The organism is Pelistega sp. MC2 (assembly GCF_900099475.1).
In the GTDB taxonomy this organism is placed as follows: Bacteria; Pseudomonadota; Gammaproteobacteria; order Burkholderiales; family Burkholderiaceae_B; genus Taylorella; species Taylorella indica.
Genome location: NZ_LT628275.1, coordinates 312,610 through 336,376, shown reverse-complemented (window position 1 = coordinate 336,376; position 23,767 = coordinate 312,610). Strand labels below are relative to the sequence as shown.

The window sequence follows — 23,767 nt, the reverse complement described above, 5'->3', positions numbered from 1 at the left end:
CTAGTAAGTGGCTCTGAAATAATCTGCGCTCAACAGTCCGCAGGGACTGTTGCTGATCAGATTCTCCGCTTCGCTTCCCCACTTCACCACTAGTAAGTGGCTCTGAAATAATCTGCGCTCAACAGTCCGCAGGGACTGTTGCTGATCAGATTATTTCCAGCTATATTTCACGCCGATAGAACCCTTATAGCCGGCACGTTTTGCACCTCCAAAGCTGTGCTCGTAACGTACATCACCATAAACTTGTGTTTTAGTCGTTACGGGTAATTGAACACCGGCACCTACTTCCCACCAGGTTCGGTTATATTTTTCACGAATATTATCAGTACCAATTCTTACTGATTTAGGACTTATAAAATCATGATAAATATTTGCCGTTAAATAAGCTGTTTCGGTATATTTATCCTTATTAGCATCACTATAATGTGTTAAGCGAGCACCAATACGTCCTCTTAACGCATGATAATTACCACTATCTACAGTAGTTGATTTATCCATCTTAAAGCTATTCAAATGAAGCATCTGATACATAAGCTGTGCTTGTGGCTCAATCACCCAATTTGTATCATTAATCGCCCATGGACGACCTGCCTCCGCAGATAAGGCTACACCATAACCATTTTGACCCACAGAGTCTGCATAACGTGGCTTGTATTTATTATGGATATACGATAAGTTACCCACTAAATCTACATAAGAACCATTCTTCGCATATCGTGTATGACTTACCCCCAAGCTAACAGTATCAGACTTCCCTCTACCAGTTAACTTATCCGCAGCTACTCCGATACCTAAGCCTTGTTCATAACGTTCACGATCAAATCTATACTCATCATAAAACTTCGCATCCGTATGTGCATATGTTAAGAATGCACCTGTAGACGTTCTTGCCTTAGTATCAGGGTTATACGTTAAATTGAAATCATGTCCAAATTGGAAACCATAGGTATTTTGTTCAAGATTGAAGCGTTTACGTCCATCTAATTCAAGGTGTTTCCCAAACATACGCCCCCAGACTTGACCTTTTGCATTTTCAGCAATACAACCGCAAGAATCCCAAGCCATTGTGGCTCCATCCCCTCTACGCTCATGTAGAGTCCCTATCGCAGCAAAACCTTGCTCCATATTTACTTGAGGCATCTGAACCACACCTGAAACAGGATGTTTATAAATAGGCACTGGCTTTGGCTTCACTGGCGGCTCTACTGGTGGTTTTGGCGTCACCGGCGGTTCAACTGGTGGTTTAACCGGAGGGGTCACTACCCCTGGCTCCAAAGGCACCCACTGATAATTTGTCTCTGTATCTTCTAACGTAGTTGTCCAATAATAGTTACGTACCCCACTACTCTTATCTTGGTAAGTTAGAAGAACTTCCCCAGCACCTGCTGTATCTGCCATGCCGATGAAATTAGCCTGACCTGCTTGATTACCTTGGTCAACAATCACAACAGGTAGCGTATTGATTGTCGTTTTCGTTGTTGTTTTAATTCCAATTAAGGTTGCGTTAGGATAAGCGATGGACGCGTCCTCATTCGTCACCGTTTTTGATGCAGTTGTTGCTGTTGCCAAATCAACATTGCCATCAATAAAGTTTTCTGTACCATTTGCTGCAATAGGAATAACTTTTGTAATACCCGATGCTTTTCCTTTAATATGCAACACATCTGATACTGAGTCATTACCACCTTCAATCTCAATATCCCCAGGTGCATTCCAGAGCGTATTCATTTTTAATAGTGCTTTTGCCCCAGCAACATAGTCACCATTAATGGCTAGTGTTGCATGACGTAATGTACTATCCTTGTTCATATCAATAATGTTATTGTTATAAACATCACCAGTAATATTGACATTACCTTTTGTGGCAAGAATAGCCTCTGTGCCAATCGTTAAACCTGAATTAACCGTCGCCCCTCTAAATGTCACTCCCTTTTCTTTACCTGTAACTAAATCTCCTGATAAATCTAAGGCTGTACTACCATTAAGATTAATAATTTCCCAATTTTTAAGTTTGTCGCCATTGGTAGCTACCTTCACATTATTGAGATTAAGTGTATCCACCCAACCATCACTAGACAATGTATCATCTCCACCGTCCAATAATAACGTTTGATTACCAGAATATTTTGTCGAAGACACATTAGCTAAGTCAGACCCAATACCTAAATTCATACCACCGATACTTGAACTATCTGCCCACTCTACCGTATCATCACCGTCTTCACCCAACACATTGCCTGCCACCGTTGCTGTCTGGTTAATCGTAATCTCATCATCACCTTTCTGACCATTCACAACACCACCGACAGTTGCGCCGTCAGTAATCAGAATCTTATCACCAGTATCCTCAGCCGCGCTGTCATCCAAGCCATCATTACCACCATAAACGCCACCAGCAACTGACCCTTTAATAGTAATCGTATCACTATCACCAGCACCTTCTACATTACCTGCATCATTAACTCCAGCATGAGCCGTCACGCTTGCTCCTGTATCCACCGTAATGATATCTGGCGTAATACAACCTAAACCATCTTCTGCTGCACTAGAGCCACCACTAACGGTGTGAGAACCATCTACACAGCCGATATTACGCAAGAACCAACTCTTCTCTTCTTCTGGTGTTAATGCAATACCTGCTGGAATAGCATTGCCATTTAACACTGTACGTTTTGTTTGCCAGTCTACAAATTGTACAGGCGCTTGACTACCATAGAATAAGCCATAGCCCCATTTCTGTTTATCTGCACCACCCGTAGAGACTAGACGTGCGTTCTGGAAAATACCTCTTAAGTTAGGATTTTGCTTTAAGACAAAACTACCGGTATTAAACGTTTGATCTGTCGATCCTGTAGATGTCCCATCGACTTGAATCACACGGATACCTTTTTGAGTATGAGCACCTAAACCCGTTGTATTATTAACCTCAACTTCTGTTTGTCCTGTCGAGTCTCCCGTGATATGCAAGAAGTCCGTTTTAGATGAACCTCCTACATCAGTAGAATCATCATTTAACTGAGTATCTAATACTAAACTTGCTTTATTTATGCCATTGTAGTTACCATCAATAGTGAGTTTGTCAGTATCTTGAGCATTTTTAAGTGTGACGATACCATTATCACTGTTAACGAGTCCTTTTGAGCCATCTGCTAATAATGTTTTAACCGTGTAATTATTATTCCCTGTAGCATCATAAGCACCATTAAGTACCGCTTGATTATTGAGATTTAAATTTGTTAATGTTGCTGTGGTTGATTCAGGCGTCGAGTCCCCAGCTTGTTTCTTATTTAAATTCCATGTAAAACCATTGTCTAAGTTAGCCGTTAGTTGAGAAACATCTGGTGCATTACCTGTGCTATTTAATGCAATATTAGTCAAGCCCGTCATAGAGCCTTTATCCGTATTATTGACCATTAAAGTTGCATTTTTCTTAACGTCTATTAGCCACCCATAGTTAGATGCCTTTGCACTACTATTATCGCCACTTAACTCAAACAATGCTGTGGTGGTTTTAGATGCAGTACCTGCATTTACATTGATTAATGGTAAAACATTTTTTGTACCATTACTTTCATCTAATGTAGTAATTTGTGTATTTTTTAATAATACCTTCTGGTTCTGCGATGCAGCCGATGCTACAACATCCGTAGAAGAATAATCAATAGCAATACCTGCAGACTTAAAGACTCCACTACTCGTATCTGCATTGGCAATTAATTGTGAATTATCACCCAATAATCGTACAGTAACGGCTTTGCTTTCAGCTGTTGTATCTAGCACCATATTGCCTTTTGAAACAATATCTGACCCACCAGTCCCTGTTTGACGTAACTTACCAATTTTTAAAGCAGCAGAATCACTACCAGACTTACCGATAGTGATATCTGAATCATTCAATAATACTTTATTATCTACCCCTGAAACATAAATCCCATTAATATAAGTCCCCGAATTTGATGTGCTACTATCAAAGGCGTTAATCGTCACTTTTCCTGTTGACTCAAAAATAGCATTAGAACCTGTCAATCCTTCATTACGAATCACACGAATACCAGATAGTTGATAGCGTCCATGATAAAGAAATGCCCAACTACCAGTATATTGATCTGTTGTTGCTGCCGTATTGGTAATCTTCAAATCAGCATTTTCTACCGTTATTTTTGAGGTCGCTGTCGCTAAATTATCCTCTCCGACAATAGCTGTTCCCACTTGTACCGCATAAGACTCAATAGGTCCACGTATATCAGTTTTTTCTCTAGCAAACGTAACATCTGCATTAAGATTCCTGGCAGTAATTTCACCACCTCTCCATGCTGTTGCCCCAAAAACCCTAACCACTTTCCCTGACTCTGGTGTTAATTTTACCGATAAATCATTTGCTGTTAACGAGCCAGTACTTACCCCAAACCCTGTACTTCCATAATCAGCACGTCTCGGGGAAGATGTATTAGAGACAGCGACAAAATCACCCAAACTAGCATCAGTCGCACTTTTGACCACTGTCTTAACAGCACCTGCTCTAGTATTGCCCCGTGCAGAAATAATCGACATCCATCCAACTGGACTGGTATAATTTAAATTCTCATAAATCTCACATGTACCACCAGCCCAGCCAGTTAATGTAGTACATTGTGCCGCCCATGCACTAGAGCCACTTATCCCCAAAGCAAGAGCAAGTAATGATTGAACAAAAACACTATTTTTTGTTTTTCCTTTAGTCTGTGTTAATTCTGATACTGCAACATACGTACCTGTTTTGGCACAATATTTTGATTGATAAATCTTATTCATAAGAAAATCCTAAAAGCTAGCGCCAATGATTAATATTGAAAAAACTCACTACAAAGTAATACAACCCACTTATAATTATTTCTATTGGTTACATCCCTTCTTATAACATGTTGTACAAAAAAACAAAAATTTAATAATTGTCAACCCGTCCGCAATTTATAAAAAAAAAAAAAAAAAAAAATAACCAGTTGATTAATAATGATTTTTTTCAAGAAAAACCAAAATACATAAAAAAATAAGCGCATCTTTTCTGTGACAAAAAAGATACACTTTAAGCTTTTCTACGTTTTTAGCAGATTGTGCCGTAACACACCAACCTTTAGAAGAAGGTCATCGATGTATAGCGATAGTTTGCAAACTCTGTGCACAAACATAGCCACTTGACCATGCCCATTGGAAGTTATAGCCTCCCAACCATCCTGTGATATCCATCACTTCACCAATAAAGTACAGCCCTGATATTTTCTTGCTTTGCATTGTCTTCTGATCCAACTCATCCACACAGACACCTCCTCGCATTGCCTCTGCCTTTTTGTAGCCGGCTGTTCCTTTGGGCGTAATTTGCCATTGTTTAATCTGCATAGCTACTTGCCTTAGTAATTTATCGGATACTTCCGCCCATTTTTGCTGCTCTGAAATACCTAGCATGTGTAAGATATGTAGGACTAGGCGCTTAGGTAAATAGTCACTTAAGAGTGTTTGTAATTGTTGTTTGCTACCCGCCTTATTTGTCAAAAGAATATTTTCAATATCAATTTGAGGTAATAAATCAATGTATAAAGGGCTACTGCCATCCCAATAAGAGGAAATTTGTAGCACGCCCGGCCCAGATAATCCTTTATGCGTAAATAGGATATCCTCTACAAATCTTGTGGCTTTTTTATCTAAACCTGTAGATAGGCACGCCTCAAGCGATACGCCGGCTAAATGGCTATAAGCTTGCCAATACTCTCCATCAAATACTAAGGGAACAAGTGCAGGTCTAGGCTCTATAATCTTATGACCAAACTGTCGAGCAATTTTTAAGCCAAAATCCGTGGCGCCAATGGGAGGAGCTGCCATGCCTCCTGTAGCAATGACTAACGTTCGTGACTGAAAATCTCCCTTATTTGTCTGGATTAAGAAATGGTTTTCTTGTTTGTCTATAGCATTCACTGTGCAAGGCATCTGCCAACACACCTTGGCTCGTACACATTCGTTATAAAGGACATCAATAATCTGCTGACTACTATCATTGCAAAATAACTGCCCCTTATGTTTTTCATGCCACGCTACCTTATACTCGGCAAGCAATGCCAAAAAATCATCGGGGGTATAGTCGGTCAAGGCATAGCGTGCAAAGCGTGGATTTTGTGAAACATAATTCTCCCACGTTGCTCCACTATTGGTGAAGTTACAGCGTCCACCGCCACTGATACGTATTTTTTCACCAAGCTTCTGTGCATGGTCAATCAAGCAGACAGAGAGCCCGTGCAAACCTGCCTGAGCGGCACACATCATGCCTGCCGCTCCTGCGCCTATAATGATTACATCAAACGTTTTCACGTATTATTCATCTATTAAGCAATCAACGTATAAACGTATTGATCCATCGGCTAAGGTTTCACTACCTAAACCATGGATAAATGTTTCAAACCCAGGGAATTGTTCATTAAACTTACGTGCAAATTGTAAATATTGAACGATTGTTTTATTAAAACGCTCTCCGGGAATCAATAATGGGATGCCCGGAGGATATGGCGTGAGTAATACGCCTGTCACTCTGCCCTCTAAGTCATCAATGCTAACACGCTCGACTTTACGGTGTGCCATACGATTAAACGCATCCGATGGTTTTAGCGCAGGTACCATATCACTGAGGTAAACCTCTGTCGTGAGGCGTGCCACATCATGCTCATGATAAGCTTGATGTACCATCTGACATAGATCAGCAAGCCCCATACGCTCGTATTGTGGGAAAGCTTTACAAAAATCTGGCATCACACGCCATAGCGGATGATTACGATCATAATCATCTTTAAATTGTTGTAAAGAAGTCAGTAAGGTATTCCAACGCCCTTTTGTAATACCAATTGTGAACATGATAAAGAATGAATAAAGACCTGTTTTCTCAACCACAATACCATGCTCTGCTAGATATTTACTCACAAGTGACGCCGGAATACCACGTTCAGCAAAGTTACCTGACACATCCAAACCCGGGGTAATAATGGTTGCCTTAATTGGGTCTAACATATTAAAGCCCTCGGCAAGCTTACCAAAGCCATGCCACTCGGCATCTGACTCCAAGAACCAATCTTCTTGGGTACCAATGTCTTCACTTGCGAGACGGTTAGGCCCCCATACTTTGAACCACCAATCATCACGTCCATATTCGGAAGCTACCTTACGCATAGCACGTCGGAAGTCTAATGCCTCTTTGATGCTCTCTTCTACTAAGGCTGTTCCACCCGGAGGCTCCATCATGGCTGCCGCGACATCACATGAGGCAATAATCGCATATTGTGGTGATGTTGAGGTATGCATCAAGAAAGCTTCATTGAAAATATTGCGATCTAACTTACGATTTTCCGACTCTTGGACAATAATTTGTGACGCTTGCGAAATACCCGCCAATAGTTTATGCGTTGAGTGAGTCGCAAATACCACTGAATCTTTATGACGAGGGCGCCCTTCACCAATCGCATGCATATTTTGATAAAACTCATGGAATGCCGCATGAGGAATCCACGCCTCATCAAAATGCAAGGTATCTACCATGCTACCCAATTTTTCTTTAATCATTTCAACGTTATAAATGACGCCGTCATAAGTGCTTTGCGTCAAGGTCAAAATACGTGGATTTTTATTGACGGCTTCACGAGCAAATGGGTTAGCCTCAATTTTTTTACGAATATTTTCTGGTTCAAACTCTTCCAACGGAATAGGTCCAATAATCCCAAGATTATTGCGTGTTGGGCGTAAGAATACAGGAATAGCACCAATCATGGTAATGGCATGTAGGATAGACTTGTGACAGTTACGATCCACAAGCACGACATCTCCTGCCCCCACATTGGCGTGCCAAACAATCTTATTAGATGTCGAGGTACCATTTGTCACGAAATAACAGTGATCCGCATGAAAAATACGTGCCGCATTTCGTTCTGACTCTGCCACTGGACCTGTATGGTCTAATAATTGTCCAAGCTCTTCTACCGCATTACAGACGTCAGCTCGCAACATATTCTCACCAAAAAACTGGTGGAACATTTGGCCTACTGGGCTTTTTAAAAACGCTACCCCGCCTGAGTGACCAGGGCAATGCCATGAATAAGAACCATCTTGAGCATATTTCACTAATTCACGGAAAAATGGTGGCGCTAAGGTATCAAGATAGCTTTTCGCTTCACGAATAATATGTCTTGCCACAAACTCAGGCGTATCCTCAAACATATGGATAAAGCCATGCAACTCACGAAGAATATCATTTGGAATATGCTGCGAAGTACGTGTTTCACCATATAAATAAATAGGGATATCCGCATTACGGAAACGTAACTCACCGATAAATTGGCGTAAATTCTTAATGGCTTGGGCGACATCTTCTGGAGAATCCACGTCAAATTCTTCATCATCAATGGATAAAATAAATGCACTAGCACGACTTTGTTGCTGTGCGAATGAACTTAAGTCACCATAACTTGTGACAGCAAGAACCTCTACACCTTCTTCTTCAATCGCTTCGGCTAAGGCACGAATACCCAAACCAGAGGCACTTTCTGCGCGATAGTCCTCATCAATAATCACAATAGGGAAACGAAACTTCATTCTTCACTCCAATAATTAGTCGTATTCACGCCTTAATATACGCCATTATTAATACACGTTTATTAACAACTCTTTTTTAGTTTGATCGCTGCTCTGACTACTTCATAACCGTCTAACATATGAGCAACTAACCTGACGTATTATTAATACATATATTATGTACGTGGTAACGTTACGCCTTGTTGTCCTTGATATTTACCGCCACGATCTTTATAAGATGTTTCACATACTTCGTTGCCTCCAATAAAGAGGAACTGTGCACATCCTTCATTTGCATAAATTTTGGCAGGTAATGGGGTTGTATTCGAAAACTCTAAGGTGACATGCCCTTCCCATTCTGGCTCAAGCGGTGTCACATTCACAATAATCCCACATCGTGCATAGGTACTCTTACCCAAGCAAATCGTTAATACATCTCTTGGAATGCGGAAATATTCGACTGTTCTCGCCAGTGCAAAGGAGTTAGGAGGAATAATACACACGTCCCCTTCAAAATCGATAAACGATTTTTCATCAAATTGCTTAGGATCAACAATGGTCGAATTGATATTAGTAAAAATTTTGAATTCTCTTGCACAACGCACGTCATAACCATAGCTACTCGTACCATAGCTAACGATTTTCTGATCATTCACACTACGTACTTGTCCGGGTTCAAATGGGTCAATCATCCCTTTTACTGCTTGCTCACGAATCCAACGATCATTTTTTATGCTCATGCTCTTTTCTCATTAAAAATAATGCAGGTATTTTAACTGTATTTGCAATAGTTAGTGACAGATACCTAGTTTCAAATTTATTAATCTTTAAATACTCTCTTATACAAGAGTTCTAAGCCATTAATTGTCCCTGCTTTAACGTTAGCCGTTAAATGTTTTAGTAGTTTATAACTACCACGAACAACAGTACCACTTCCTGTTAAGGCCTGCTCTACACTCACTGTCCATGCATCACCAAATTTTTTGGTTGCATAAAATAGCTGGTTACTCTCATCATAACCATTATAGGCTGTACTATCTGCAACAGTACGTTTAGGTAAAATATTATTTGCTTCACCTACAGTACCACCACGCACACCAATTTCATCAATACCAATTTGGCGATAAAAAGGCTCCTCTCCACCTAATAATGAACTGCCCACAGAGAATAATAATGCTAAGTCAGCACCACTACTATCAGGTCCTCGTCCCATAATCAACCAAGACAATTTCTCTACTTCACTTACTTCAGGATAGGATACCAAGGTAATTTTTGGTTTTTTTGCCGTCCCAATCACTCGCAAACCTGCCTCAACATCTAAGCCACGACGAACAGCCTCAATATTCAAGGTTGGATTAGTAATATTTCCTCCAAATGAAATATCACCACGTGCAATTTGTAAACGTTGACCATAGGCTTCAATCGCACCACCACGTGTTCGGAACTGACCCTCAGCCGTTAATTTGCCATGATGCTGTACCAAGGTAAGTGATCCCACCAAACCAGAGTTCAATCCCAACCCTACTAGGTAAAAACGAGGACCTAAATCAACGGTCAAATTCATCTCCATATTTTCAGAAGAGTTGGACTGTTCTTGCTGTAATACTTTCTGTCCCGGCTTAAGCACAATCACATCACCATCTACAGCTGGCACACCGTCACTAATATCAACGCTTGCCCATCCTGCATCAGCAGTTAATTTACCCTCTAACTGTATTTTAGGTAAATTAGCCCCAATAGTGATATTGCCACTCATCATCGCAAAACGATCCGCTCGTTGAATAATAGGATAATGGTCAAACAAGAGAGCAATACTCCCTTTGGAGGAGGCAATATCCCATTGTCCCGTTGCACTTAAACTACCGTTCTGAGCAGGAGGATTTTCTTCAATCCATTGACGGGTACGCCACTCTTTAGGCGTAATACGAATCACCGAAGGAAAGTAAAATTGATCAATTTGTACCTTATTATTAGCAAAATTAATTTTTGCCGTACCGTTTAACAAACGAATGCCATTTTCAGCCTCAATGATTTTTAGGTCTCGTCCATTCAAATAACCGGATGAATGCCATTGACCATTAGCTAAGGACTTTAAACTCACATCAAAATCAACAGCACCACCTAGAGACAAAAGATCATCGGTAAAGACAGATGCCCAAGCAATTTCTTTCATAGAGCCTACGGCTTTTAGCTGAGTGCCTCCTTTCAGATTAGGTGTTAAGCCATTGAACTTAGTTTCCACCGTCACTTTAGCATTACCTTTATCATTGGTATCAAAAAGTAGTTGTGCATTCATCGTACTATTTGATCCACCTGTTGGATTAAACGTGGCTTTTAAACTTAAGTTATTCAGCCCTAATGGCAATGGTTGCTTTAAAGGAAGAACTAAATCTCCTGAACGACGAACAATATTGGCATGGCCTTGCAAACTTTTCTTAAAACCAATATCCCAGTCTGCATCAAAAATTAGCTGAGAAACTTTTACAGGATTTTTTTCTCTCACAATAATCCCGCCACGTTGGTTTTCACTCTGACTCTCACTTTGTCCAAGTAATTTATCCAACTGATCTAAAAATTTCTTATCAATAACAAAACCTTTGATTTCCCCTTTAGTCGTCCATTCGCCATTTTTACCTGTAGAGCCAAGTTGTTGTATATCCACATAATGGTTACCGGGCAACGTCAATTTCAAGGTAGATTGACCGACTTGCCATTCAGGTTGTCCATTTTCACCCGCAGGCACAACACTAAGCGTTAAGGTCTGTGGTTGCTCAAGCGCAAAACCTTGATAACTCGCTCCTAGGGTGGTAATCTTGCCAGACCAACCTTCTTTGCCTTGTTCGAGCGTTTTCCAACCACCGTCACCTATCAATTTCGCGGTCATATACTCTGGATTTTTAGGTGAAAGCGCCCCTTTTGCCACATAACTAGCATTCACATCTAAGGCATGCTGTTCAATTGAACCTTTGAGTAGTCCCTTAGCCATTGCGCCACCAGATAGCCCCGGATAGATTTGTTCAAAGATAGGTGCATTGATATCTAACGTTAATACATCCCCAGCCTTACCAAATGCCCCATCGGTGATGATATGGTTCTTACCAATGACAAGGTTAATATTCGCTTTCTCTGCCCAATATAATTTTGGGTTAAAACCTTTACTGTTATTATGTTCAGTCGTATCCGCCGTTGTCTCTTTTTGATGTACAACGAGGTCGACCTTCCCTTTGAGTAATTGCTTGTTCCAACGACTCGTATCATCAAACTGAGCATTAATTGTCGCATTCACCAACTGATTATCTGCTGATAGATTAATCTTGCCTTTGATATCACCATTTAAAATAGCGGGTGGTGTTGCACCAAAGCTCCATTTGCCTAAATCAAAATGCTTGGTGGTTAAATCTATATCTATTAAACCATTTTGCTCACTACTGTTTTGAATAGTGGCATGTCCTTTTAACAAGGTCCCGTCAGATAGCTGAATATCAAATATCCCATCATTAAGCACTAATGGTTTGTTTAAATCTAAAATAACTTTACTGTCAATAACTGTTTTTTCACCACTGCCATTAGCCACCACTGTGTAAACATCTGCGGTGTCTGTTGGTTTAAGATCTATAGTAAGGTCTTTGAGATTAGCAAAAGGATTTTTTTGTAAAGGTTTAGGCTCTTCACCACCTTGACGGACAAGATGAAGCTGCGCATTCATTTGGGGATTTTTATTAAAATCCCAATTCGCATCATAGGTACTATTCTCAATGGCTAAGTCTTTCACTTCACCTTTTGAGCTGATATTACCTTCTTTTTGCGATGAGGCAAGATGATGAATTGTCGTCACTTTACCATTAGGCTGTTTTAAATGAATAAGTGCCTCACCAGCTTGCCAAGTTAATGTCGGTTTGGTAATCACTTCTGCCTGCAAATTACCATCAGTTTCTAGTTCATAATTAGCGTGCTTGACTGTTAAACGAGTCAAATCTCCTTTCCAGTGTAAATCTTGGAGAATATGAGTTAGCTGACTATCTCCCGCTAAACTAAAACGAATAGGTGCATCACCTAACTCTTGGGTTTTACCGGGTGTATAAACGCCATTAGCCTCTAATTGATGATGACGCAGACTACCCTTAAGCCTTGCTTCTACTTGTGCCGCTTCTCCTACATTGGGGTATAGTTGCGATAACTCAGGCAAATTCGCTTTCACTGTGAATACATCATTCGCCTGTCCTAATCTACCATCGGTGATAATGCTATTTTTGCCTATCGTGAGATTAATATTCGCTTTTTCGAGCTGTAAATCCTCTAGCGCCCACCCCTGCATTTGCTCTGTTTGTTCAGCACCATCAGCCACCGCAGCAGGGGTAAACATTTGATTTAAATCTAAAGCAATATCTACCGTTCCTTGAGCTGGTTGACTATTCCAACGACTTCCCTCTGCTAATTGAGCTTGCAACAATACTGTTTGCCATTGTTCAAAGCCAGTCGCCTTAGTCTCAAAATGAGCTGTAGCTGCTACTTTTGAATTCGGCATAATTTTTTGTAAATCTGCGCCATCAACAGACACATCAGCGGTTAAATGTTGAACCTTATCATCCACCATTTCTGAATGCACATCGGTCTTAACATGCAAACCTTCTGCAATTTCAAATGTTGCTTTTAATTGTTCTAAAATCAATGGGGCAAATAAATTAACACGACCATCTGCACTTAAATCAACCTCATCTGCTGATCCTTTCAGTGCTAACGCTAAATTTTTCAATGTCCCATTGGCTTTAAGACCTAAATCCAAATGGCATTCAATATTATCTTTTTTAGCTTCAATAGCGGCCTTAATACTAGGACTTAAACATAAGGGAGACAATGTATTCCCTGTGTTATTATGAGTATTTAACACCAAATCCAAAGGAATATCTGAGTTGTTCATATCTAAAAGTTTTAGATAACCATCCAACAACGTGGTTGAGTAATCATGAGTAATTTCTAAGCTATTTAAATTAATAGCCGCATTTTTACCATTCCACTGTACGCCACTTAATTCTAAATTACCCAGCCCAATGGGAAGCTGACTACCATCCGCCTGAATCAAAGTAAATTTACCTAGCTTTAGCTTGTCAACATCAATATCTACTGGTAACTTTGGTAAGGAAAAGGGTGCATCACCACTGGTCTGCCGTTGCTCTGTGGGGAGTAATTTAACCTGTAAATCACCCACTTCAATTGCATTAATATATGCTCTTTTATCCCATAATTCAGACCATTTGGCATCTATATAAACATCTTTTGCATGAACCTCTATACTTGGTGAAGTAAAGGTAAAATCTCCTGTTTTTAATCCATTCCATACAGACCCCTCTATCGCATCTGCTTTGACCCCAACCAAAGGAAGTATCTGGTTGAATAAGATCTTTGCCCCTGTATTTGTTCCCAATAGCCAAACAATTAACAGTAGCAGCACTATCAAAAAAACAAGGAGGAAGGTACCTAAATATTTGAGTGATTTTCTGATCATAGTATGTTTAGAATGCGATGCCTAGAGAAAAATGTAGTCGAATTTTCTTGTCATAATGCCCATAGGCTAGGTCTAAATTTAATGGTCCAGCGGGTGTTTTAATTAGGGCACCAACACCTGTACCTACTTTCAGTTTCATATCTTTGAAACGACGAGCTGCATCACCGACATCAACAAAAACACCCATTCCAAATGTATCATCAAAATAATGCATATACTCTGTACTTGCCACAGCTAAAGCACGTGTACCAATGATTGAATCACCTGCTTTTTCACCAATGCCATAATATTTATAGCCACGAATGGTTCTTGCCCCACCAGTGCGATAGCCGAAATCATCTGGAAAAATGGTATTATCCCCTGCCCACACATGCCCCACTTCAGCTCTCACCGTAATAATGTCTCTTTTACCAACAGGGAACCATAATTGACCACGAGCAGAAGCCCGATAGAAGTTTTTTCTTTGCTTTAAGTTATGACCAATCCCTACCCCCATCGCAAATAAATTCCCAGAGCGTGGATTGTATTTATCATCTACATCTCGACGCAAAATATCGTATGTTGCAACAAGAGAGGGTAATTTAAATTCTGGATTAACTGGGTCATTCTTCCGCTTAACCATATCATAATTTGCCATCAATGCCCAATTATTCTCAAATTCGACATTACTCTGAGAATCCAACTTAAACTCTCGCTTACGTCGCCAACCAATTCCCACGCGAGTGACCTCTTCATTTTGTACATCAGAATGCCTTGCCATAATACCAAAGCTATCAACTGAACCATTTTGATTAGGAGGTAAATAAAAGTCCAAGAAAGCTCGTTGATTATCAAGGTCAACACCAGCACCAGTTTCCATCGTTACCGGCAAGCCCCAGACAATATTATGACGATATAAAACCTCACCTCGTATACCTACTGAATCATCCACCGACAGTGATCCTGTGATAGTCCGTGCAGGAGCCTCCGTCACTTTGACCTCTAGTGGGAGTTGTGCTGTTCTTTCGGCGTAAATCGCCTCATCTTCAGGATTTTTTACTTTTAAAAAAACCCCTCTAAAATAATTTGTTGCTTGAAGTCTAGATTGCCATTCTTCTAGTTGCTCTTGTGTATAGCGTAAACCAGGTTCATATTGGATATAACGATTAATCACGCTAACTGGGACTCGCCTCAGTCCCAAAACCTCAACATGTCCTAGGGTGACACTAGGACCACTATCCACTACAGTGACCGTATCGACTTTTGAAGCGACAGGGTCCACCACAGCTTGAGAACGAATCATGCGTGCAAAATAGAAGTCTTCTTCTTGAACCTTGTCAATCAAATCTGTCTTGGCTTTACTCCAGTCGGCATTAATAAAGTTTTTACCAACAGGGAGTTTCCAATTATCGCGTAATTGCTTTACACGGCTAGCATATTCTGGATCAGCAATCCGTCCTGTAAACGCATTATTAGCCGATTGAACCACAGAAATTTCTCCTGGCTCAATAGACACATCCCAAGTATCACCACCAATATCTTCCCCAACTTCTAAGGTAACGACAGGATTAAAATAACCTTTTGTTGCTAACGCAGAAACAACAGCCTCATGTCCCTTGCGACGAATACGCGCCGCCTCACCGGCATCTTGATCGTCGGCTTGGCGCACAATAACATTAACCCCTTTATTAACAGCAGTTAATACATCTGGAGGCAATCCACTGGGATCAATAACAACTTCTGGTTTTTTATTAGTGACGGGCTCTTCCGCTGCCTTAACACAAATTGTGCAAGACAGTGAAAGAATCCCCGCCCACATCATGACTTGGGCTGTTCTCATTCTCTGTGATAAAAGCGAATAATTCTTAATTTTACCGTTTTACCACAATTGATGGAAATTTATGTGCCATATCCTTTTTTAAATTTGAAACATTTACCGCTACTTTACGAGCTAATTGTTGATAAATACGACTTATTTCACTGTGTTGTTCACTTTCAACAATAGGTGTTCCTCGATCAGAATTTTCTCTTACTTTGATATCAAGCGGCAATCCTCCTAAGTAATCTAACTGCAACTCTTGTGCTAATCGTTTACCACCATCCTCACCAAAAATATGCTCTGCATGACCACAATGACTACAAATATGCACACTCATATTTTCTACAATCCCCAAGACGGGTACATTGACTTTTTCAAACATAGATGCTCCTTTACGAACATCTAATAAAGCAATATCTTGAGGCGTAGTCACAATCACACTACCGACAACAGGAACTTTTTGTGCCAAACTTAAAGCAATATCTCCTGTCCCTGGTGGCATATCAACGATAAGATAATCCAAATCAGGCCACGCTGTCATAGTTAATAACTGATTCATTACCTGCACAACCATAGGTCCACGCCAAATAGCCGCCTGATTTTCCTCAATTAAAAAACCAAACGAGTTCACCCATACACCATGAGCTTTCGGCGGCACCATTTGTTGTTTTTGATTAATGTCTGGCTTGCCTTTTACCCCTAACAATATAGGCTGAGAAGGTCCATAAATATCGGCATCCAACACCCCTACTCTTGCACCAAACTGTGCCAGTGCTACGGCAAGATTAACCGCTGTTGTACTTTTCCCTACACCACCCTTGCCACTCGCTACAGCAATAATATTTTTGACTGTTTCAATTGGTTTTAGACCATCTTGAACTTTATGTATTTGTACCCCAGTTATAAGCTCCAAGCGTACATTTGTTGCACCCAATGGTTCTAATAATTGTTGAAACTGAGCATATAACCCAGCGACATCTTGGTCATTTAAATGGTATCCAGGCAAAAATCGAAGATGCACGACACTGCCGTCTAAACGAATATCATCCTGTTTAAATTTATGACCAATAGGAACCCCTATCAAAGGGTCCTTGAGCTGTTTTAATTGTTCTAAAATGCTGGCGGAATTTAATTGTGCTGACATGTTACTTTCCCCAAAAGGTGTAAAATAAGACACAATCATACCGTGTTTGTACGTTACTGTCGCTAAACACCCCAATGTTATAGGAGTTTTAATCTATGGATGCGCTTAACCAACTACTGAGAGGATTTTTATTTTTTATATTTACCTTAGTTGGTCTCTTTATCACGTTTTCTTTTTTAGTGATTGGGGTGATAACGTTTGCCATTATGTATCTTATATATACTATTAGAGGCAAAAAATTCTCTGCCTCTGACTATTGGCAACAACAACGAACTAGAGCTAAAGCCACGCAAACACAATTTAATGAGCGTTTTCGTCAGCCTAACTATAGTCGCCGTAAAGCACAAGAAATTAGTGATGTTGAATTAAGAAATGTTCAGAAAGAAGACTAACAGTTGACATCCTCCCCTGCATGAATGCAAGGGGTTTCTACTGTGGTTAGCGATGTTCTGCTAACTCACTTCGGTGGGTTCGTGCTGCTGACAACCTTACTACATTGTTCACTTCACACGTACTACGGACAAGCCCTACCATAAAATAGTGGTTTTTCTCACCTAAAATAACAGCATTACTTTCAGCTAGCTAGCAAGCTTTACATGAAAGATAGACTGTTTTCGTTTAAAATCATACCTTTGCATATTTACAAGACGTTAAGACTATGACTCGTACTATTTTTGTCACTACCGCTTTACCCTATGCCAATGGTTCATTCCATATTGGTCATATCATGGAATATATTCAAGCCGATATCTGGGTACGTGCAATGCGAATGTCTGGTCATACCGTGCATTTTGTAGGGGCTGATGATGCTCACGGCGCACCGATTATGCTTAAGGCGGAAAAAGAAGGGATTACACCTGAAGAGTTGGTTGCTCGTATTGCGGCAGAACGCCCGACCTATTTAAATGGGTTTAATATCAAATTTGATCATTGGCATAGCACTCATAGCCCTGAAAATACAGAATTATCAGGACTTATTTACAAAGCATTAAAAGCCAATAATCTCATTAGCCAACGTACTATTGAGCAATTCTATGATCCTGTCAAAGGGATGTTCCTACCTGACCGTTATATCAAAGGGGAATGTCCAAAATGTCATGCTAAGGATCAATATGGCGATTCTTGTGAGGTCTGTAGTGCTGTATATTCACCAACAGAACTTATCAATCCGTACTCAACATTAAGCAATGCTACACCTGTTTTAAAAACATCAGAACATTTTTTCTTTAATTTATCGGATCGTCGTTGTGTAGAATTTTTGCACGAGTGGACTCAAGGCTCTAGCAAATTTGGTTATAAACATTTGCAAAATGAGGTATTGGGTAAAACACGTGAGTGGCTTGGTGAGAGCATTGGTAACAATAACTTAAATGACTGGGATATTTCTCGTGATGCTCCCTATTTTGGGATTGAAATCCCTGATCAACCAGGCAAATATTTCTATGTGTGGTTAGATGCTCCTGTCGGTTACCTAGCCTCACTAAAAGCGTACTGCGCTAAACAAGGGCTTGATTTTGATGCGTTATTAGACCCTGAAGGTAATACTGAACAAATCCATTTTATTGGTAAAGATATTACGTATTTCCATGCGTTATTTTGGCCTGCCATGTTGAAATTCTCTGGACGAAAAGTGCCAGATCAATTAAATGCCCATGGTTTTATCACAGTGAGTGGTGAAAAAATGTCTAAAAGCCGTGGCACTGGTATTTCTCCATTGAAATACCTTGATTTAGGGATGAATCCTGAATGGATGCGTTACTACATTGCTGCCAAACTAAATGCCAAAGTGGAAGACGTTGACTTTAACCCTGATGACTTTATCGCTCGCGTTAATTCAGACCTTATCGGTAAATATATCAATATTGCTAGCCGAGCCGCCAACTTCATTAGTAAGCATTTTGATGGGCAGCTAGCTTACCTTGGTAATGAGGCTGATATCACACAAGAAATCGAACAGCTCATTGAATCAGCTCGTACAGACTTTGAACATCGTGAATATGGTCGTGCTATTCGTCATCTCATGAGCTATGCTGATAAAGCAAACCAAGCGTTTGACCAAGCTCAACCATGGATTCTTGCCAAAGGAATTAGTACTGCTTCTGATGAAACAAAAGCACAATTACAAGACATTTGCTCTCGAGCCATCGCCAGCTTCAAAGCATTATCTATCTGTTTAAGTCCTGTGTTACCTGCTTTAGCAGAGCGTATTTCTCATGAGCTATTTGCGATAAACCGCTCTTTTGTTTGGAAAGATGCTAGCGAACTTCCTCGTACGATTAGTCCATTTAAGCACTTAATGCAACGCGTGGACGAGAGCCAAGTAGATGCCTTACTTGAACCACCTGCTCCTGTCGTAGAAACACCTACACCTGGTGGCGAAGCAATCGCTGACACAATCACTATTGATGATTTTGCTAAAATTGACCTACGTATTGCCAAAATCGTTAATTGTGAACATGTAGAAGGTTCTGATAAATTATTACGCCTGACACTAGACGTGGGTGAAGGTCGTCATCGCAATGTCTTCTCAGGTATCAAATCAATGTACAAACCGGAAGATTTAATTGGTAAATTAACCGTGATGGTTGCCAACTTGGCCCCTCGTAAAATGAAATTTGGTATTTCTGATGGCATGGTGTTGGCCGGTAGCCACGCTGATGAGAAGTCTAACCCCGGTATTTATGTATTAGAGCCTTTCCCCGGTGCTCAACCTGGTATGCGAGTTCGCTAAGCCTTTACTATTTACACAAGGGAGCTATAGCCTATATGATTAGGCTATCGTTCCCTTTCTCTTTTTATCGTTTATATGAATAATCACCACACGCCAAAAGAACAAGAAATGACTAATATGGATCACGATACTTCTGAAAATACTGCACCCACAGAGGACGGAAAACATCCCTTATTTGGGCGTATTCGTAGCTTTGTTCATCGCCGTGCCCATATTACACCCGGTCAGCAACAAGCACTCGACACACTTATGCAAAAGTGGGGAATTACATACAGCCCTACGTTACTTGATTTTGAGCAAGTATTTAAACGTAGTGCGCCAACTATTCTAGAGATTGGTTTTGGGATGGGAGAAACTACAGAAAAAATTTGTCTGACACGAAAGGATGAAAACTTTCTAGGGGTAGAAGTATTTAATGCTGGCGTAGGCTCAATGCTCAATCGCATTGAAAATTCAGGATTAACAAATATGCGCATTATTCAACATGATGCAGTGGATGTTGTTAATCATATGATTCCCCTTGAGAGTCTTGCTGGCATTCATATTTATTTCCCTGATCCATGGCAAAAAAAGCGACATCATAAACGCCGCCTAATCCAATCCCCTTTTGTAAAACTTTTAGCTGAAAGACTTAAGACTGGTGGTTATATTCATTGTGCCACTGACTGGGAAAACTATGCCGAACAAATGCTTGAAGTACTAAGCGCTGAACCCCTACTACAAAATACGGCTGATGGCTATGCACCCAAGCCTGATTATCGTCCTCAAACTAAATTTGAAACTCGGGGATTTCGCTTAGGACATAGTTCATGGGACTTAGTGTTTACAAAAAAATAAACACTGACATCTACTATCCACGTTATCATTACGTGATAATAAAATTTTTTATATTCTGACATATAGGATTAGTAATGCTATACCCTACTATTGAACCTTATAAAACTGGCTATTTAGATACTAATGACGGTCACTCAATTTATTGGGAACTCTGTGGTAATCCTAATGGTAAGCCTGTCATTTTTTTACATGGTGGTCCAGGAGCAGGATGCACTGAAAATCATCGCCGTCTTTTCAATCCTGAAAAATACCATATCATGTTATTTGATCAACGAGGTTGTGGTCGATCTCTGCCATATGCCTCTCTTGAAAACAATACGACATGGCATTTAGTAGAAGATATTAACCGCCTACGTAACGAGATATTAGCGGCTGAAAAAGCCATGATTTTTGGTGGATCATGGGGCTCTACATTAGCACTTGCCTATGCTGAAACCTATCCAGAGCATGTCAGCGAGCTCATTATTCGCGGTATTTTCACCGCAAGAAAAGAAGAAATCCGTTGGTTCTACCAAGAAGGTGCCTCTTATTTATTCCCTGACTATTGGGAGGACTATGTCAAACCTATCCCGGAAAATGAGCGTCATGACTTATTAAGCGCCTTCCATCGTCGTTTAACAGGTCAAGATGAAACTGAAAAATTAGCTGCTGCGTCTGCATGGGGACAATGGGAGGGACGTACGATTACGCTACTTCCTGATCAGGATACAGCCAACCATTTTTCTGCTGATAGCTTTGTTGTCGCTTTTGCTCGAATTGAAAATCACTATTTTATGCAAAATGGTTTTTTTGAAGATAATCAACTTATTAATAATGTGGATAAAATTCGTCATATCCCTTGCATTATTATTCAAGGGCGCTATGATGCATGTACCCCTGTGCACACGGCATGGGAACTACATCGTGCTTGGCCAGAAGCTGATTTTCAATTAATCCATGATGCTGGACATGCGTTTAGCGAACCTGGCATTATGAGAGCATTAATTGACGCCACGGATAAATGGGCCGATAAACGTTAATAATTGTGTATTATTCACAATTCTTTACATCAGTGGTCTTTGTTTTGTCTTATTCTTCAGTCATAATAAACACAGATACTTGTTTTTAACATTATTTCTAAAGGAGAAAAATAATGGGTATTCTAAATTTCTTACGCGAAGCTGGTGAAAAACTATTTGGTGGCTCTGATGCCAATGCAGCTTCTGCTGATGACTTAAAAAAAGAACTTGCAAAACATCAATTAGATGCTGAGGGCTTAGACATCTCTGTAGATGGCGACAAAGTAACTGTTAAAGGTCAAGCAGCTAATAGCGAAGTAGCTGAAAAAATCGCTATTGCTTTAGGTAACACTCAAGGCGTTGCTCAAGTAGACAATCAACTTTCTGTGGCTCAACCAGCATCTGAGTCTCGTTTCTACACAGTAGTTAAAGGCGATACATTATCTAAAATCGCTAAAGAAATGTACGGTGATGCTAACAAATATCCTCAAATTTTTGAAGCTAACAAACCAATGTTAACTCACCCAGATAAAATCTATCCAGGTCAAGTTTTACGTATTCCTGCGTTATAATTTAACCGATAGATGATTTTTCTACCTTAATAGGACTCAAGACTGAGTCTCTATTGAGAAAAGGCGAATGTTGAAACAACATTCGCCTCTTTTATTTAGCACGAGAGATTATTTAGCGTTTTTTACCAAAACCGCCAAATCCACCCATACCAGCCAAGCCACCCATGCCTTTAAGTGCGCCCATACCTCGCATCAGTTTACCCATACCACCTTTTTTAAACTGTTTCATCATACCTTGCATCTGATCAAACTGTTTTAGTAAACGATTCACTTCTTGCACTTGTACGCCTGCGCCTGCAGCAATACGTTGCTTACGTTTACCATTGATAATCTCTGGCTTACTACGTTCTTTTGGCGTCATGGAACGGATAATACCTTCTGTACGACGTAAGTGCTTTTCTGCCTCTCCTTGATTTAGTTGACTTGCGGCTTGGGCAAATTGTCCGGGTAGTTTTTCTAATAAACTACTCATACTACCCATTTTTTTCACTTGCTGAAGTTGCTCTAAGAAATCATTTAAATCAAACCGATCGCCACTCTTGAGCTTTTTCGCCATTTTTTCGGCTTCAGCAACATCAATATTACTTTGTACTTGCTCCACAAGAGAAACAATATCACCCATGCCTAATACGCGCTGAGCCATACGTTCTGGATGGAAAGCTTCCAGACCATCTAATTTCTCAGATACACCGATAAACTTCAACGGTTTGCCTGTCACATGACGCACGGATAGTGCAGCACCTCCTCGTGCATCACCATCCAATTTAGTCAATACCACCCCTGTCAAAGGCAAAGCATCAGAGAATGCTTTTGCCACATTCACGGCATCTTGACCTTGCATCGCATCAACAACAAATAACGTCTCTATTGGTTTTAAGATTTGATGCAATTCAGCGATTTCTTTCATCATGGCTTCGTCTATACCTAATCGACCCGCCGTATCCACTAGCAATACATCATAGAAATGTCGTTTAGCATAATCAACCGCTGCCAAGGCAATATCTTGAGGACGTTGAGTAGCATCCGATGGGAAGAAATCAACCCCCACTTGCGAGGCTACTGTCTTTAATTGCTCAATTGCCGCTGGTCGATAGACGTCAGCGCTCACCACTAAAACCTTCTTCTCGCTAATCTTGCGACCATTTTTTTTTAGTAGCCCTTGACTTAATAACCTTGCTAATTTACCTGTTGTCGTGGTTTTACCGGCACCCTGCAAACCTGCCATCAAAATAATTGCTGGAGGCTGTGTTGCCAAGGATAACTCACTCGCATTTTCACCTAGATCACCACCCATAAGTGCTGTGAGTTCTTTATGAACCACGCCTACAAGGGCTTGACCCGGATTGAGGCTTGTTGATACCTCTAAACCCATTGCTTTTTCTTTGACACGCTCTATAAAATCGCGTACCACAGGTAAGGCCACATCTGCTTCAATCAGCGCCATACGAACTTCACGCAACATATCTTTGGTGTTAGCTTCGGTTAGTCGTGCCTCACCACGCATGGTTTGCATGATTTTGGAAAGTCGGTTAGTTAAATTATCAAACATATTCGTTTCAAAGTATTCGTTCAGATTTCCCAAATAAGCAAAGTGATATACTTGT

General features: G+C 40.4%; 13 protein-coding genes. 5 read left to right on the top strand and 8 right to left on the bottom strand.

The window, feature by feature from the left end:
- Nucleotides 1–150: 150 nt before the first annotated feature.
- The 7 genes from BQ4443_RS07140 to apbC all read right to left on the bottom strand — a co-directional run bounded on the left by BQ4443_RS07140 (nucleotide 151) and on the right by apbC (nucleotide 17,025).
- Nucleotides 151–4,791, bottom strand: coding sequence for an autotransporter outer membrane beta-barrel domain-containing protein (locus BQ4443_RS07140; RefSeq protein WP_071058472.1), 4,641 nt, complete (start codon nucleotides 4,789–4,791; stop codon nucleotides 151–153).
- A 330-nt stretch (nucleotides 4,792–5,121) separates the two neighbouring features.
- Nucleotides 5,122–6,336: a BaiN/RdsA family NAD(P)/FAD-dependent oxidoreductase gene (locus tag BQ4443_RS07135; protein WP_256330937.1), complete on the bottom strand. Its 1,215-nt coding sequence runs from the start codon at nucleotides 6,334–6,336 to the stop codon at nucleotides 5,122–5,124.
- A gap of 3 nt (nucleotides 6,337–6,339) precedes the next feature.
- On the bottom strand, nucleotides 6,340–8,601 hold the full coding sequence (locus BQ4443_RS07130; RefSeq protein ID WP_071058470.1) for an arginine/lysine/ornithine decarboxylase: 2,262 nt from the start codon (nucleotides 8,599–8,601) through the stop codon (nucleotides 6,340–6,342).
- A gap of 155 nt (nucleotides 8,602–8,756) precedes the next feature.
- Nucleotides 8,757–9,320, bottom strand: a complete 564-nt coding sequence (gene dcd, locus BQ4443_RS07125) for a dCTP deaminase (protein WP_071058469.1) — start codon at nucleotides 9,318–9,320, stop codon at nucleotides 8,757–8,759.
- 80 nt (nucleotides 9,321–9,400) lie between these two features.
- Nucleotides 9,401–14,029: a translocation/assembly module TamB domain-containing protein gene (locus BQ4443_RS07120; protein WP_176752460.1), complete on the bottom strand. Its 4,629-nt coding sequence runs from the start codon at nucleotides 14,027–14,029 to the stop codon at nucleotides 9,401–9,403.
- Nucleotides 14,030–14,090: 61 nt separating this feature from the next.
- Nucleotides 14,091–15,902, bottom strand: coding sequence for an autotransporter assembly complex protein TamA (locus BQ4443_RS07115; RefSeq protein WP_256330936.1), 1,812 nt, complete (start codon nucleotides 15,900–15,902; stop codon nucleotides 14,091–14,093).
- 31 nt (nucleotides 15,903–15,933) lie between these two features.
- A complete protein-coding gene (gene apbC, locus BQ4443_RS07110) occupies nucleotides 15,934–17,025 on the bottom strand; it encodes an iron-sulfur cluster carrier protein ApbC (protein ID WP_071058467.1) in 1,092 nt (363 codons plus the stop codon).
- A 95-nt stretch (nucleotides 17,026–17,120) separates the two neighbouring features.
- On the opposite strand from apbC, the gene BQ4443_RS07105 reads away from it, so the two are divergent.
- From BQ4443_RS07105 to lysM, 5 genes are all read left to right on the top strand, one after another.
- The gene (locus BQ4443_RS07105; RefSeq protein WP_071058466.1) at nucleotides 17,121–17,417 is read left to right on the top strand and encodes a hypothetical protein; all 297 of its coding nucleotides are present in this window, start codon (nucleotides 17,121–17,123) and stop codon (nucleotides 17,415–17,417) included.
- A 266-nt stretch (nucleotides 17,418–17,683) separates the two neighbouring features.
- Entirely contained in the window at nucleotides 17,684–19,756 is a 2,073-nt protein-coding gene (gene metG, locus BQ4443_RS07100; RefSeq protein ID WP_071058465.1) for a methionine--tRNA ligase, read from the top strand.
- A 117-nt stretch (nucleotides 19,757–19,873) separates the two neighbouring features.
- A complete protein-coding gene (gene trmB, locus BQ4443_RS07095) occupies nucleotides 19,874–20,593 on the top strand; it encodes a tRNA (guanosine(46)-N7)-methyltransferase TrmB (RefSeq protein ID WP_245587048.1) in 720 nt (239 codons plus the stop codon).
- Between the two features lie 74 nt (nucleotides 20,594–20,667).
- Nucleotides 20,668–21,612, top strand: a complete 945-nt coding sequence (gene pip, locus BQ4443_RS07090) for a prolyl aminopeptidase (protein WP_023952688.1) — start codon at nucleotides 20,668–20,670, stop codon at nucleotides 21,610–21,612.
- A gap of 113 nt (nucleotides 21,613–21,725) precedes the next feature.
- Entirely contained in the window at nucleotides 21,726–22,163 is a 438-nt protein-coding gene (lysM, locus tag BQ4443_RS07085; RefSeq protein ID WP_071058464.1) for a peptidoglycan-binding protein LysM, read from the top strand.
- A gap of 112 nt (nucleotides 22,164–22,275) precedes the next feature.
- On the opposite strand, the gene ffh is transcribed toward lysM, so the two are convergent.
- On the bottom strand, nucleotides 22,276–23,712 hold the full coding sequence (gene ffh / locus BQ4443_RS07080; RefSeq protein ID WP_071058463.1) for a signal recognition particle protein: 1,437 nt from the start codon (nucleotides 23,710–23,712) through the stop codon (nucleotides 22,276–22,278).
- Nucleotides 23,713–23,767 lie beyond the last annotated feature (55 nt).

Bases quoted from the DNA above. Each gene is read 5' to 3' on its own strand.
- BQ4443_RS07140 (WP_071058472.1), bottom strand. From the start codon at position 4,791: ATGAATAAGATTTATCAATCAAAATATTGTGCCAAAACAGGTACGTAT.
- BQ4443_RS07130 (WP_071058470.1), bottom strand. From the start codon at position 8,601: ATGAAGTTTCGTTTCCCTATTGTGATTATTGATGAGGACTATCGCGCA.
- dcd (WP_071058469.1), bottom strand. From the start codon at position 9,320: ATGAGCATAAAAAATGATCGTTGGATTCGTGAGCAAGCAGTAAAAGGG.
- BQ4443_RS07115 (WP_256330936.1), bottom strand. From the start codon at position 15,902: ATGAGAACAGCCCAAGTCATGATGTGGGCGGGGATTCTTTCACTGTCT.
- apbC (WP_071058467.1), bottom strand. From the start codon at position 17,025: ATGTCAGCACAATTAAATTCCGCCAGCATTTTAGAACAATTAAAACAG.
- BQ4443_RS07105 (WP_071058466.1), top strand. From the start codon at position 17,121: ATGGATGCGCTTAACCAACTACTGAGAGGATTTTTATTTTTTATATTT.
- metG (WP_071058465.1), top strand. From the start codon at position 17,684: ATGACTCGTACTATTTTTGTCACTACCGCTTTACCCTATGCCAATGGT.
- trmB (WP_245587048.1), top strand. From the start codon at position 19,874: ATGGATCACGATACTTCTGAAAATACTGCACCCACAGAGGACGGAAAA.
- pip (WP_023952688.1), top strand. From the start codon at position 20,668: ATGCTATACCCTACTATTGAACCTTATAAAACTGGCTATTTAGATACT.
- lysM (WP_071058464.1), top strand. From the start codon at position 21,726: ATGGGTATTCTAAATTTCTTACGCGAAGCTGGTGAAAAACTATTTGGT.
- ffh (WP_071058463.1), bottom strand. From the start codon at position 23,712: ATGTTTGATAATTTAACTAACCGACTTTCCAAAATCATGCAAACCATG.